We start from the raw sequence: 14,553 nt of genomic DNA, 5'->3' as shown, positions 1-14,553 counted from the left end.
CTCGGGTTTTGTATTTATATATTTTCGTTTTATGGGATTTACGAAAGTAGTTTCATCATAACAATTTCTGCCTGTTGGCGCCAGCAGAAACAACAAAATGGCATAAGATAAAGATTCGTTATTTCTTATAATATCTGTATATATTCAGGCTGCACTTCAATAGATGCAGTCAAGAGGTTAGACAATTCAATAAAGATGCGCTTCACTTTTGAGCCTTGCATCTTCTGGAGTTTTCCTACATAGTCGTTCAGAGGACCGCCGATGATGCGCACAGTTTTGCCTATCATACTAGGAAGGATATCCTTTGGAGCATAAAACTGCGGATTGTCAGCAGCTTCAACAGCATGTATAAAACGCTCCATATCCGTGTCCCTTACCGTCATGGGAGTTCTAAATCCGTCGCGCAAGTAGCGGTATTGCAGTGTACTGGTTCTCTCGACGATAGGATCAAGAACTTTTCTGGTGACATGCACGAACAGCAAGTCTTGCATAAAAGGAACTTTCTGGGGGATGCGTTTTTTCTCTTTGGTCACAATTTTCCACTTCATAGGAGTGAATATCTCGATTTTCATCTCGCTCAACATCTTATACGCAGGAAGCTTGGCATTGTTTCGCTTCAGGTCGCGCATAACGAACCATTGGGGCGCGTCACTCCTAGAAAAAGCTATAATCTGCTCTTCTTTAGTCATAGTCAGCAATGTGTTGGTTACTAATATTAATACCTTAAAGGCATACCTTCTAGTCCTGCGAGTTAACGTAAATTGCAGTATAACAAGCAGTTACGAGTTTTTGTATCTAGACTTCTCTCATTCTCGTCAAGCATTATTAAAACGCTTTTTTAAATGACTTTATCAGTGTAAAGCTTATTTATCACCTAGTTATTTTTGCTTATCTCCTAATAAGAGATGGTCTTTTTCGTGAAACGAATCAAGTCTTTTTTGGATTACATCATTCAAAAAAACGAATGACTTTAAGAATAGTATTTGCGTCTGTTACTTTACTGAAAAGCGTAAAATATGGTGAGGTTTATAAATCGAAGAATTAACTTTATTTTCGGACAATGATGCTTATTAGGCGATGCTGCTTTTGCCTTCAGCACAAACAGCACGGACATACACCAATGTCCCTCCACAATGTTTAATAAGTTTTAGAGACCGTTTAATATTTTCCTGTTTGCCTCATCCACCTCATAAGATTTAATCGAATCTAAATATATCTGGGTGGTAGTTTCCGACTCGTGCCCCAGCCCTTCGCTTATCACAGCCAGGGGGATGTCCTTGCCGCGTGCTATGGTTGCCCAGCTGTGACGGCTGTAATATAAAGACAATGGCACTGACAAATTGGCCAAGCCGGCAATCTCCTTCAGATGTCTGTTTATTCTCATCATCTGATTAAGGTATTGCTGCCGCTCTTTTCCGTCTTCACGCATTATTATCGGCAGCAGATATTTTGTCTTGTTAGGCTCATACTTATCAAGGATATCCTGCATCTGGCGTGTCCACTCTATTATGAGCAGCTGTCCCGTCTTCTTACGACGGTAAGTAAGGTAACCGTTGCGCAGGTCTTTCTTCTTCAGATATGCCATGTCTACAAAAGACATGCCTCTGGTGCAGAAGCTGAAGATGAACATGTCGCGGGCATAGTCCCAAATGGGTTTTCTCGACAGATCGAGGTCCTTTATTCTCTTAATCTCAACAAAGGATATGCTCCGCTTTATGGTCTTGTCCATGCCGCAATAGACATGCCTGAACGGGTGGCAGTCTTTAGTCAGGCCTTTCTCTACCGCCATCTTATAGTTGGTGCGCAGAATTCTCATGTAGAACGATGTCGTGTTGCGCGACAAGCCGCGGTATCTCATCTGCGCCTCATAAAGTTCAAGCAGCTCTGAATCAATCATGTTAAAAGGCAGGTCGACACCTTTCCTGAAGTGCATGAAGCTGTTTAACGTCGACTTATAGGTCTCGCTTGAACGTATCTTGCCCAGCTTCTGTTTAAGCATAATCTGAGTACGGATAAAGTTAAACACGCTTTGCCTTACATCGTCACAAAGCAAAAACCGGCTGATGACATCGTCAACGCACAACTGACTGCCGTCAACGACAATGTCCCGGATAATGCTGTTTATCCGCCGCAGTTCCCATTCCACATTAAAGCGGATAAGACTTAGCTGCTCATAGCGCGGCGATGACTTCATGGGGAGAATGATGCAACCGTTGTGCTCGTCCCATTCGCTGCTGAAAATCTTGTACTTGCTGGTTATTCTGCGGACTAAACGTCCGTGAATAAGCTGAAACACCAATGAACCTTCTTTGTCAATGTTTACAGAAGGTCTGAATTTAAGTTTAACAGATATCATATTTATATTTTTAATTCAATATAAATATCATATTTTTTCTTTTTTCCTATATTGTTTTCATACACCTATGCATCTTGTTTTATTTCTTTTAACTCTTATTCCGCCCTTTACGCAAACTAATGCTGATGCATCACCACACACCGGCAATCTTGCTGCCGCACTTAGGGCAGACGCCGCTGAAGTTGCCAAGGTCCACGTCGTAGCCTGTGCGGCGTATGAGGACAGAGCCGCAACGGGGGCAAAGGGTGTCTTCGGCTCCGGGAAGCGAGACATTGCCGAGATAGACATGGCGCATGCCCTGACTTATGGCCACACGGCGTGCCTCAACGAGTAGCGGCAGGGGCGTCGGCACAAAGCTAGCACCGGCATCCTTAACGCCCATGGGCGTAACGGCAAGCACCGACATGGGGCCCTGCATCTTATACTGCGGGAAGAAACGGCTGAAATGGAGCGGACAGTCGGCAAAGCCGTTGTCGACAAGCCAGCGGCACATGCGGGCTATCATGTCCATGTCGTCGTTTACGCCGGGTATCAAGAGGTTGGTTATCTCTATCCACACGCCGGCATCGAGCATACTTTTGAGCGTATGCAGGACAGGGGCAAGCCGCACACCGCTGACAGAGCGGTAGATGTCGTCGGAGAACGACTTGAGGTCTACGTTGGCGGCGTCGATATACGGCAGCAGACCTGCCAGCGGACGGGCGTTGACATAGCCTGCCGTAACCAGTATGTTCTTCAGTCCGCGCTCACGGCACGCCACGGCGCAGTCGCGCGTGTACTCCAGCCATGTCAGCGGCTCGGTGTAAGTATATGCCACCATACGGCATCCGTTCGTTTCAGCCAGCCGCGCCACGTCGGCAGCACCAAGCTGTCTGTAAGGCACGTCGGCCGCCGACGCCTGCGATATGTCCCAGTTCTGGCAGTTAAGGCACGAAAGGTTGCAGCCCGCCGCAGCCAGAGACAGACAGCTGTCGCCGGGATGAAAATGCAGCAACGGCTTCTTCTCCACCGGGTCTATCTGCAATGCGCACACACGACCGTAGTTTTCTGCCACGAGACGCCCGCCGCGGCATACCCTGCTGCGGCACTTTCCGCGCTCGCCCTCTGCCAGACGGCAACCGTGAGGGCACAGGCGGCACACCACCCTGCCGCCTTCAGCGGCTTCATAAAATTCTGCTTCGTGCTCCATATCCTTAATATTTATTCGCCGTCGGCCTCGCCGAACACTTCGGCCTCATAAACATACAGCTCGGCATCGCGCCATCCGTCCCAGCCAAGTCCGGCCTTGTCGCGCGAGCAGTGGCCGAAGAACTCTTCCTTAGTCCAGTCAGTCTCATCTGCCACCTGCGGCAGGAACGTGCCCGAGCTGGCACCCTTGACAATATACAGCCCGTGGCGGCCGAGCTGAAACTCGTCTATCGACGATATGCGGCGCAGCGGCGAAAGCACTGATATCTCTATCTTAATGTCATTAAGCTCATCCTTGCGCACGGGATAAAAGCGCGGATCTTCAAAAGCTGCCGACTTAGCCATCTCTTCAACCGTGGCATACAGCGGCCTGTAACCTACAAGATTGCCTATGCATCCGCGCAGACGGCCGCCTGACGTCAGCGTTACGAAGGCTCCGCAGCGTGCCTTCAGCGTTTCGCTAAGTTTGGTTGTGTCGCACGGCTGTCCGCCGTTTCCGTTAAGCGTATTCTCTATTGTCCGGCGCGCAATGCCGAGCAGGGTGCGCATCTCGTCTGCCGTAAGACCGAACGCCGCATCCTTTTCTGCTCCGCCGCCTTCGGCTTTTCCGCCCGTAACGGCAAAGGCATGATAGCCCACCACGCCGTCGTGGTCGCCGTAGGGTGAGTCGCCCGAGTTGCAATATCCCAGATGCTCCATGGTCAGGCCTCCGCCATCACTCATCATCATGAGCAGCACGGCTATGGGCGACTGTCCGCATGCGCTTGTGTAGAGGTTGGAAATGTGGCGCGAGGCGTTGTCGTTAATCGCGCCTACAAACTCTGTAAGCGAGGCCTTCTCTATGGCTCGCCCCGTGATGCCGTCCACCTCAACGGCGTCGTCATAACGTGGATAATGAGAGAAGTCGCTGCTTATGACAAACAGATTGTCGGCGGTGAAGTATGGCTGCAGGGCCTTGGCCACGCGCTGCAGTTTGTCAAGATCCTGCGTACCTATTATTATGGGCACTATGGGCGGCATCTTGTCCAGATGGCGCTGCAGGAAAGGCAACTGCACCTCAAGGCAGTGCTCGCCGTCGTGTGCCTTGGGCAGACAGCAGAACACGCTGTCAGCACGCAACAGGTCATTGCACACGTCGAGGTCTATCTCCACGTTGCCAAGCGGCGTGGCGTAAGCACCGAACAGGTTGTCGACCGAAGCACCGTCGAAGGCTGCCTTATGGCTCGGTCCCAACAGGAACACCCGCTTATATTCTCTTGCCGGATTAATGCGCATATATGCCTTTGCCGCCATAGCTCCCGAAAAAACATAGCCTGCATGGGGCACGATGACGGCGCGCACGTCGTCGGCATGACTTACTCCGGCTGACTTCAGAAAACCGTCGACATCATTGGCAAGCGTGTCTGCCGAGGCTGAATAAAACTGCCCGGCAACGGCCGGCTTACGTATATCGTCTGCACTGCGTGAGCATGACTGAGAAATGTGTGTTGCCATAATAATCAGTATAATTAACAGTTTTGCTTTCAAGGGTGTTGTGAATAAATTATTCTTATATCGCAAAAATAAGAAAAATAACTGAGAAAGGAAAGGGAATTTTTTTATTATTTAGGAGTTAAGACAAATGCTTTTATTATTAGGAGTTAAAGGAGTTAGAGTAGTTATCGCCAACAAGTTGGCTAGGAGTTAAAGTCAAATGTTTTGTTGCTATAAACCAGTTCAGCATTTGGATTTTTCACTTTTCACTCTTAGTTTTTCACTTTAATGTGCCGGCTGATTTGCAATTGTCGTGCAAGCGAGAGCAGAAGCAAATCTCATTTGGTTATGCCGAGCGCAGCCGACAATCAATAAAATTAATCTGCCGGAATTGAATATCAGAATCTGTGATCCGAAATTAATACAATTTATTTATAAAAAGGAAGTTAAGCGGATTGAAAATCCTTATATTTTATGTTGCCGGATAACATATCCGGCAGAACATTTGCTTTGCGGATTCTAAACAACAGAGCCTAATATTACATGCTACTAGAAAAATAATTGAGAAAAGAAAGGGAATTTTTATTATTTAGGAGTTAAGACAAATGCTTTTATTATTAGGAGTTAAAGGAGTTAAAGTCAAATGCTATGTTGGATAATTACAGCTATAAGAAATTGTTTCGCAACAAGGCTAATGTGCCGGCTGATTTGCAATCTGCCGGAATTAAGTATAAGGATCTGTGATCCGAAATGCATATTACATAGGAAGATAAGCGGATTGAAATAATTAATGTTCGATATAAATCAAACAAAACATTACTCTTTTGAATAAAAATTTTAACGGAAAAATCAGGACAAAAGATTTTTGGGAAATAGAAAATAAATATATAACGGATATTAATATGTGCATACTTATAGCGACATTCCATTAACATACATTTACGTTTATGCCGTTATTTTGCCATAAAAAGTATGATTTTGTTGGCCAAATCAATGGATTTTGACTAACAAAAGGGGCTGTTTCAGAACGTAAACGGGCCACTTTTGCACCGTAAACGGCAGAGTAATATTTTTTAACTGTTGCCATTTTCTTCTTAAAACGACATAATCAGCTGTAAATCAACAGCTTAACTAAAACATGAAAATTATGACATTTTTAAGATGAAAAGACTGAATCGTGAGGAAAAATGGCATTCTGAGAGCGTCAAACGGTCGGAAACAATCCGTTTATTTTACATTTTAACATAACGGAATAAGTACATAACAAAGCTCAAAACTTAAAGCTGATGCTCGCATAAGGCAGACAGTTGCCGTGCCATGTGGCAGAATAAAAGCTGAGGACATCCTCGTCGGACGGACGGCCCACCACATTATACAGACCGCAGCGCAGGGCAAGGAGCTTGCGGCCGAAGGCTTTCTCGAACGAATAGCCCACGTCGACACGATAAACCAGCGGCTCGCGCATGGTGCGGAACTGCTCCTCGGGCGGTGTGTTGAAATCATCGCCAAACTCAAGCACCTTGCCGGAGCGCATCATGCCGCCGACGGAAACGAGCGAATGGGCATTGAGCTTATACGACAAGGCTGCAGCCAACTGATGGGGAACGTCATAGAGCGACGGCATGCGGCCGCGGTCGGGCATGTCGTCAAACCACTCGCGGCTGCGCGAAAAGGCATACGAGAACTGAAGCATCCAGCGCCTCCAGCTCTTGTTGAGATAAAGGCGGAGGCCATAGCTGTCGCCGCTGCCCACCATGACATACTGATCCCAGCCGCCATCGTCAACAAAAACATCGGGGCGCATGGCCACTACGTTGCGGCGTGTCTTATAGAAAGCCGACAGTTCAAACAGACCGCCGGTAAGGAAATGCTTCCACCCCACCTCATAATGCTCAGACGAACGCGGCTTGTAGCCGTCTATGCTGGGCATGCGGAAGTCGGTAGGCAGGTCCCAGTTGTAAAGCCGCAGGCAATGATAAAACTGCTCCATCTTTGAGAAATGCAGATAGAGCAGGTCGCTGTCTGTAGGGAAATATCTGACAGACAGACGTGGCTGTATGCTGTAATAGTCTTTGCTGCCGTGAGGAAAATAGCCTACGCCGTGGACACCCACCTGAACCGAGAGCCGCTGCGACACACGTATGTGATTGTCATAGAACACTGACGCCTGACTGATAAGCTCGCGCCGGGTGCGGACGTCGCTGCCGAAAGCCGCAATGCGGTAGGTGTCGTAAGAATACTTGGCGCCCCAGCGCGCACTGTAAACGTTGTCGAGGGTGTAGCTGAACTCTGTAGAGGCGTTAAACGAGCGTATGCCGCTTCTGACGTAGCCCGTAGAGTCGACTCCGAGCATGTCTATGCGCGCGCGGTTGGTGTGTCCGGAGTAAAAGAGCGACGTGGTGTTGCCCAGCTTTCCCGCCTGCGTGTTGAACGAAAGCTGGCAGATGTCGTTGCTCCATCTGAGCACTGTGCCGGTCTCGCCGTCGTACAGCGGCATGTGATAGTCGTCGCGCGCGCCGTAGGCCATGGCGCTGAGCGATGTCTGCGGCGATATTGAATAAGACAGCTTGGCATTGTAGTCGTAAGCTGAATGGTTAAGGCGGTCGTCTTCCGACCGCATGTTGTCGAAGAAGTCGAGCCAGCTTCTCCGTGCGCCCACCATATATGAAAGTTTGTCCTTCACGATCGGTCCTTCAAGTGTTACCGATGCGGCGGGCATGTCGAGCGAGAGGGTGTTGACAAATTCGTTTTTGTTGCCGTCTTTAAGATTAACCTCAGTAACCGACGAGAGCCTCCCTTCAAAGCGAGTGGAAAAGAAGCCCTTATGGAACACCACATTCTTTACGGCGTCGCCGTTGAATATGGGCAGCAGCGAGTTGAGATGTCCCGGATGGAACACGGGCACGCCGTCGAGCAGAAACAGGTTTTCGTCGTTGCTGCCGCCGTCCACCTGCAGGTTGCTACCTGCCATCGACGATATAACTCCGGGCAGAATCCATATCTGCGAAAAGAGGTCGTTGCGGCTGAACGAGAGCATGCTTGAGGGCGTTGTCTCGCCCAGTTCGCCGTCGCGCCTGGATGTCTCTACGGTTATCTCTTCTATCTCAAACGGCAAAGGCTCAAGATGCGTAACAATATGACAATTGCCGCTCACACTTATGCGGCGGCTCGAAGGGGCATATCCCATATAAGAAACATTGAGCACATAAGTGCCCGGCGGAACGTAAAGGCGGTAAACGCCGTTGGCGTCGGTAATGGCAGCCGTGCGCCTGCCCCCGCCGTTGTCGATACTTACGACGGCACCGTAAAGGCGCTCGCCGCTCTCCTCCTCGAGCACCGTTCCGCCAAGGCATACGTTCTCTATCTTCTCTGCCTGAATCAGCAGCTTGCGCGGAGGCACAAAGGCCGTGCGCACCTTATATCCGTCGAGCACCTTAGAGAGCAGAGTCCCCACGGTGTAGACGCCCGGACGGTCGATGCGCCTGACCTTATCGACGTCGATCTGTGCGGGGTTATATGAAATGACAATACCGAGGCCGGTCTCTATCCTTGACAGCCACTGCTGCACGGTGGCAGAAGAGGCTTCAACGCGCAAAGTCTCTTCGGTAAGCGCACGCGCATTGTCCGTTGCCTGCGCGTGCGCCAGAGTTATCCGAAACAGAATAGGGACTAATACCCACAGTATTCTTCGTATGTTCATTTATATAGCATGTAATGTTTACCGGCCACCACCGTCTTATACTTGCATCCGCAGACAAATGCCAGTTCCTTCACTATCTCGTCGCCGTCGGCACCGTCGATGCGGGTTGTTATGAAGTTGTCGTCAAGGCCAGCACCGAGGTCAATGCGTATGCCGGTGTTGCTCTCTATCTCGCTCACCACCTTTGGCAGAGGCTCGTTGCTGAACACCATCGACACGTCGGCATCGTCGCTGCCGAAACGCGTGGCGGGCGAGCCTATCACTCCGGTGCGCAGCTCTCCGTCTATGAGTTCGGCCTTCTCGTTTGCCTCTATGACAACGCTTGCGCGATCTGTGGCAACCTTCACCTTTCCGGTCTTGACATACACTCCGGCGTGGCCGCCATGAGTGGCGTCTACAAGAAACGAGGTGCCCATCACCGTAACGTTCATCATGCCGGTCTCTACCTTAAAGCTTGCGCCGTGCAGCTTCTTGACCTTGAAGAAGGCCTTGCCGCTCAGGCGGGCTGTGCGCACCCTGTCGACACCCTTGTCGCTGTAGGCCAGCGTGGCTTCAGGATAGAGCAGCACCTCCGAACTGTCGGGCAGGATGATGTGCTGCTCCACGGTTCCGTTGTTGGCATACTGCATAACGTCCGAGCCGCGGCTGCCCGAAAGATACGGCAGCGCAAGGACAACCATGAGCAGCAGCGCAGCCGCCACCGACACAATAAGCATAGCCCTGCGGTGCAGACCGTGCCATAAACGGCTGCCGCTGAGCCGCGGCTCAACCTTGCGCCATGCAGCACCGGCATCGAATGTGGCCGGGTCGGGCGTGGCAACAGGCGCACCCATAAGCTTCTTCAGCTTTTCATACTCTCCTTCATTAGCCTTTATCCAGCTGTCGAGCACGCTCTGCTGCCGCGGCGTAAGCCCTTCATGGGCAAAATGCCTCGCAAGCAACCCGTTGATATCTTCATTGCTGTTCATCTTTATTCCCGATTTAAAATAATTGATAAAATGATTGTTACAAGAACCGTCACTACAAAACTGTTGGCGGCGGCATACTGACGCAGCAGCTTCAGAGCCTTTGTCATCTGGTTTTCAACAGTCTTTTCCGACAGGTTAAGGCTCGAGGCTATCTCGCGGTACTTCATTCCGTGCAGCTTGGCCATCATGAAGATGTCCCTGCACCGCGTGGGCAGCGTAGCCAAGGCCGCCTCGAGCCTCTCCTCCATAGTAGGCTCATCGCTGCAATGGCCTTCGTCGGCAGCCATTGTCTCGGCGCTTACCTGCCGGCCGTCAATCGGCACAATGTCGCATGTACGCTTACGCAAGAACGAAATGCAGCGGTTTCGCACGGCTGTGGTTATGTATGCGGCAAACTCATTTTCAGGCATGTCGTCGAGATTCTTGTCCCACACGCTTACGAACAGCTCCTGAACAATGTCTTCAGAGTCGGCCCTGTCGGAAACATATCCGTAGGCTATGCAGCATAGCCTCGGATAATGTTTCAGAAATCTCGATTTAAAAAGCTCTTTTCTACTGACTTTCATCATTGCGTACGCATATAATTACAAATAACTAAAATCTGAAGCTCAAGCCGGCTGTAACGAAGCCTTTGTGACCGAGTCCGGCCTCAACGAACGCACCTATCGTCTCGTTGCCAACACGCAGCGCTATAGGATTAACCTGATATGCAAACGACGTGTTAAGGTCGGCTTTGGCGGCAGCAGCCTTTCCGGCTTCTGTCAGTCCGGTCTCGGTGTGGCGCTTCAGGCTCACTCCGGCCGACGCATTTCCGTAAAGCTCAACAAGTCTGCTTTTAAGATAAACAAACTCTGCCGTGGGCAGTATCATGAAGTTGAGCTCGCGTTCTTTTATCGAAGGCATCTTGTCGCCCGAGAGCGTCAGCTTGCTTGTTGTGTGGGCGAAGCCGAGGTCGGCACCTACGCGGAAGCGTCCGACGGCATAGCGGTAGCCGAGTCCGTAAACTATCGAGGCTTTCTCGTCTGTGCGCTTGCTGCCGGTAACGGCATCTGCAAGTCCGAGTCCAAGCACATCGACTGCGCTCTGTGTCAGTCCGTCACTCACCGAAACACGTATCTCATGTCTGTTGTCCTGGGCGTTAGCCATGTTGACACCTGCGAAAATGCACAAAGATAATACAAATACTTTAAATTTCATAATGCTCGATTTTTTATTGTTAATATTATTTACTTTTGTCTCTCTTTGCCCCTATAACGCAGCCTCAGCAAAATACCCCTATCCTGTTTCCGCATTTTTTTCAGAAAAATGTTTGCAGACCGTGGAAAGCCTTGTATAAAAGGGAAAAACAGAGGGAAAAGCCGTTACAGAAAAACAAGAAAAAGGCGTGCCCCGAGGAAAAATCCTGCGGAGCACGGCCGTCTGTCATAACAAGAACATGCAATCAGCCACAAGTCTTGTACCAATAAAAAACAGTATAGTGATAATCCGACTGTCACAGCCGGGAGGAAAAGATTCTGAATATTGCTTATCGCGCAGCATCTTCTGCGCACGGACAGCCGCGCAGCCGTCACGATGCAATCTGCCTTTCAGACATGCGGTTGCCGGCAAGCATATCGCCGTATCTTATCACCGACCAGTTGCCGTTTTCGTCTTCGGCAAGTGCCGACATCGTTTCAACCCAGTCGCCAGAGTTGAGATAGTGGATGTCGCCATAATATGTGTCGGCCGGATGGTGTATGTGTCCGCAAATAACTCCGTCGCAGCGGCGTGCCCTCGCGAGCCTTACTAGCTCCTGCTCAAAGTCGGATATGTAAGACACAGCCGACTTCACCTTCTGCTTGATGGCCTGCGACAGCGAATAGTAAGGCTTGCCGTGGGCGGTGCGGTAGTTGTTGTATATCTTGTTAAGCCACAACAGAAACGTATAGCCCACGTCGCCGAGCATGGCAAGCCACTTCATGTTGGTGGTGACGGTGTCGAAGATGTCGCCGTGGGTAACATAATAGCGACGACCGTGGCTCTCATGTATAAAGTCCTTGACGAAGCGTATATTGTAGAACGTGAACGGCACCATGCTGTCGATAAAGTCGTCGTGGTTGCCCCTGACGTATATTATTTCGGTGCCCTGTTTCTCCATCATCTTCATTATCACCTTGAAGAAGTCAGTGTGTTTGGGCTGCCATTTGCGCGTACCGCCCTTGCGCAGTGCCCAGCCGTCTATTATGTCGCCGTCAAGAATGAGGCGGCGGCAGTTGACCGACTTCAGAAAATCAGTAACTTCTGTTGTCTTTGAGTGTGTCGTGCCAAGATGTATGTCGGACAGCACTATCGTTGAATAAAATTTACGCAGACGCATAATGTCATAAAGTATATTTCCGAGCGAATACCGGCTGCCGCAGACGGCAACAGCCGCTTCGTTACGTTCTAAATGTTTCTGCCGCAAAGTTGCAAAATAGATGTGTCAATGATATGTTGAACAAATTACATTTAGGTAAAATTGTGTTGGCACATATTGCGACGGACGTTAAAGCGAACGGCAATAAGCTCGATATAAAGCAAAATACAGACTGTATCCTGATGCCTGATTTTGGATAAAACGGCAATACGGCATATGCTTTATTATGGTTTGTGTAAAACAAAAACAGGCATCCAACTGACGGTGAAGCAGGATGCCTGTTGCGTGATGATTCTGTAAATATTATCTATATGACCGCATCAGCTGCGCGTGCCGTCAGCATAACTGAAGCATGGGCGACTTGGCAAAGATGCTATTTCAGGAATCTCGATGTGTCAACTTTCTTGTGTTCTTTTTCTTTATAATTGCCGAAAGCATAGCTGAACGACACGCCGAAATAGCGATAGCTCGACATGTCCATGTCGAGACGCTGCTCCTTGAAGTTGATGTAGGGATTAATCTGCGCCGTCTCGAATATATCAGCACAGTAGAGTTTCAGCGTTGCACGCTTGTTCTTCAGGAACTTTATCTGCAGGGCTGCGTCCACGTTGCCCGATGCCGGCAGGTCATAGTCGGCCTGAAGTGCCTTGGTTCGCACCATGCCGTTTACAGAAAGCGTTATTTCTGGCTGCGACGAAATGTGGAAGTCGTTGCGCAACGTGAACATTCCGTACACGATGTCGCGGTCGAACGGAATGTCGTAGAAGTCGGAGTCTTTCTGTCTGAGCCATACACCTAAGGCTGTAAGGTTGGCACTATACCATTTGCCAAGTTTCAGCGGAACAGCCGCCATGAGTCCTGCCTGCTGCTGGAAGTCGAAGTTCATAACTTTGAATGTTTCCCTCAGTTCGTCAGGTTGCTGATAAAGAGTCTGCATGAACAGGTCGTCAGTGTGCGTAAACCATCCTCTGAACACATATTTGTTTTTCTGCACATAAGTGAGCTGTGCCGAATATTCGCGCATGGGCTTAAGGTCCGGGTTGCCCACAATCACGCCATATCCGCCGTTGTTGTAGCTCGTGAAGTTCTGCACTGCCCAATATTCGGGATAAGTGCTGTAGCTGCTGAAGCCGAACTGAAGGATGTGTCCCTGCGACGGAATCCATGTTGCGTTGACGGTAGGCAGCCAGTTCCATTCGTTCCATGAAGGATTGTTATAATATTCGGCAGCCAGCGACGCGTCTATTATCAGCTTATTGTTGAAGTTTTTGTTGAATCCGGCGTATATGTTCACGATGTTCTCGCGCTTGCTTGCGCTAATGTTGTCAGGCAGGTCCTGAGGCCTGTTTACCGTACTAAGGTAATTCTGATAACTGTTGTCCGAACTTGTTGAATAAGTCGCGCCGTAGTTCAGTCCCCATCCGTTCTTCAGCGTATGGTCTTGCTTTACATACACCTTCCAGATGTTCAGCTTCTGCCGGCTGTCAGACACATAGTCGAGCGAGCCGTCAGTCAATACGCTGCTTTGTGTCTGCGTCTGCGGAGCCTTATAGAACGTATATTCAGCGCCGATGTTAGTGCCGAACGGCATCTTGTAGTCGGCGGCAATGTCATGAGTCCACGGATCAGAGTCGATGCCGTATTTTGAATTTATTGATCCCGTAGTCTCCTGTTTTGTATGTCCAGGGGCGTAAGAGCCGTAGTAAGTAACGTTTAGATTATGGTTTTCGGCAAAGTTATATCCCATCGACAGGCGCATCTGGTGGTTGTGTCCTCGTGTACGGCTGCGTTGAAATGTCGAGATGTCATACACGTTGCCGTCGTTAAGACTATGGTGCGAGTCGGTTTCAGTTGTCTTGTACGAATTTCCGTGGTCGTGCGAGTACATGAAGTCGATGCTCATCTTCTTGCCGGCGTACACCAGACTGGCACGTTCCTGAAACGCAGCGTCGTGACTTTGGTCGTAAACGCCGAACACCTCACCCGTCAGTTTCTGTTCCTGCGCCGTCTCATGCAGGAAGTTTATGTTTATGCACGCACCTCTTACGTTATACTTAGCCGGTGCGTTATACATTATCTCCACATCTGCAAGTCTGTCTTTGGGCACGCTCTTCAGCACCTGCGTGAGCTGTTCCTGAGTAAGGTTTGTCACCTGTCCGTCTAATATCACCGTGGCGCCCTGTCCGCCAAGCGTCAGTTGTCCGTTCATTTCCACCACGCCCGGCAGTTCCTTCAGCGCATCGTATGCGTTGTCTACAGGCTTCTTTTCGGTTATTCGTTTTATGTCATACACCAGTGCGCTGCCTTTTACCTTCACCATGGGGCGTTCGCCGCTCACCATCACTTCCGGCAGATTGTGTATGATGCTGTCCATCCGCAGCGAATCGCCGGGTGTTGCAGTCTGTGCCGCACATGTAAGTGCAGAAAGGCTGAATATGCCGCACAATACTTTTATTTTCATATCTGTTTGCTG

11 protein-coding genes are annotated in these 14,553 nt (G+C 49.7%); all 11 read right to left on the bottom strand.

The window, feature by feature from the left end:
- Positions 1 to 125 precede the first annotated feature (125 nt).
- The 11 genes from ACZMIG_RS00860 to ACZMIG_RS00810 all read right to left on the bottom strand — a co-directional run bounded on the left by ACZMIG_RS00860 (position 126) and on the right by ACZMIG_RS00810 (position 14,541).
- Positions 126 to 689: a UpxY family transcription antiterminator gene (locus ACZMIG_RS00860; protein ID WP_302352205.1), complete on the bottom strand. Its 564-nt coding sequence runs from the start codon at positions 687 to 689 to the stop codon at positions 126 to 128.
- A gap of 458 nt (positions 690 to 1,147) precedes the next feature.
- A complete protein-coding gene (locus tag ACZMIG_RS00855; protein ID WP_487888845.1) occupies positions 1,148 to 2,356 on the bottom strand; it encodes a tyrosine-type recombinase/integrase in 1,209 nt (402 codons plus the stop codon).
- Positions 2,357 to 2,486: 130 nt separating this feature from the next.
- On the bottom strand, positions 2,487 to 3,545 hold the full coding sequence (amrS, locus tag ACZMIG_RS00850) for an AmmeMemoRadiSam system radical SAM enzyme (RefSeq protein WP_487888844.1): 1,059 nt from the start codon (positions 3,543 to 3,545) through the stop codon (positions 2,487 to 2,489).
- 11 nt (positions 3,546 to 3,556) lie between these two features.
- Positions 3,557 to 5,038: an AmmeMemoRadiSam system protein B gene (amrB, locus tag ACZMIG_RS00845; protein ID WP_487888843.1), complete on the bottom strand. Its 1,482-nt coding sequence runs from the start codon at positions 5,036 to 5,038 to the stop codon at positions 3,557 to 3,559.
- A 907-nt stretch (positions 5,039 to 5,945) separates the two neighbouring features.
- Positions 5,946 to 6,104, bottom strand: a complete 159-nt coding sequence (locus ACZMIG_RS00840) for a hypothetical protein (protein ID WP_487888842.1) — start codon at positions 6,102 to 6,104, stop codon at positions 5,946 to 5,948.
- 183 nt (positions 6,105 to 6,287) lie between these two features.
- Positions 6,288 to 8,717 carry a TonB-dependent receptor gene (locus tag ACZMIG_RS00835; RefSeq protein WP_487888841.1) on the bottom strand — a complete coding sequence of 810 codons (2,430 nt, stop codon included), beginning with the start codon at positions 8,715 to 8,717 and terminating at the stop codon, positions 6,288 to 6,290.
- Positions 8,714 to 9,685 (bottom strand): FecR family protein, encoded by a 972-nt coding sequence (locus ACZMIG_RS00830; RefSeq protein WP_487888840.1) that lies wholly within the window; start codon positions 9,683 to 9,685, stop codon positions 8,714 to 8,716. The genes ACZMIG_RS00835 and ACZMIG_RS00830 overlap by 4 nt, the downstream gene beginning before the upstream one ends.
- A gap of 2 nt (positions 9,686 to 9,687) precedes the next feature.
- The gene (locus tag ACZMIG_RS00825; RefSeq protein WP_241210034.1) at positions 9,688 to 10,254 is read right to left on the bottom strand and encodes an RNA polymerase sigma-70 factor; all 567 of its coding nucleotides are present in this window, start codon (positions 10,252 to 10,254) and stop codon (positions 9,688 to 9,690) included.
- Positions 10,255 to 10,279: 25 nt separating this feature from the next.
- Complete coding sequence (locus tag ACZMIG_RS00820) at positions 10,280 to 10,882, bottom strand: hypothetical protein (protein ID WP_021855265.1); 603 nt, start codon at positions 10,880 to 10,882, stop codon at positions 10,280 to 10,282.
- A 370-nt stretch (positions 10,883 to 11,252) separates the two neighbouring features.
- A complete protein-coding gene (locus ACZMIG_RS00815) occupies positions 11,253 to 12,041 on the bottom strand; it encodes a UDP-2,3-diacylglucosamine diphosphatase (RefSeq protein ID WP_487888839.1) in 789 nt (262 codons plus the stop codon).
- A gap of 412 nt (positions 12,042 to 12,453) precedes the next feature.
- Complete coding sequence (locus ACZMIG_RS00810) at positions 12,454 to 14,541, bottom strand: outer membrane beta-barrel protein (protein WP_487888838.1); 2,088 nt, start codon at positions 14,539 to 14,541, stop codon at positions 12,454 to 12,456.
- Positions 14,542 to 14,553 lie beyond the last annotated feature (12 nt).

Source organism: Xylanibacter sp. (assembly GCF_057607445.1).
The sequence above is the reverse complement of the archived record's forward strand: the minus strand, read 5'-3'. Positions and strand labels throughout refer to the sequence as shown.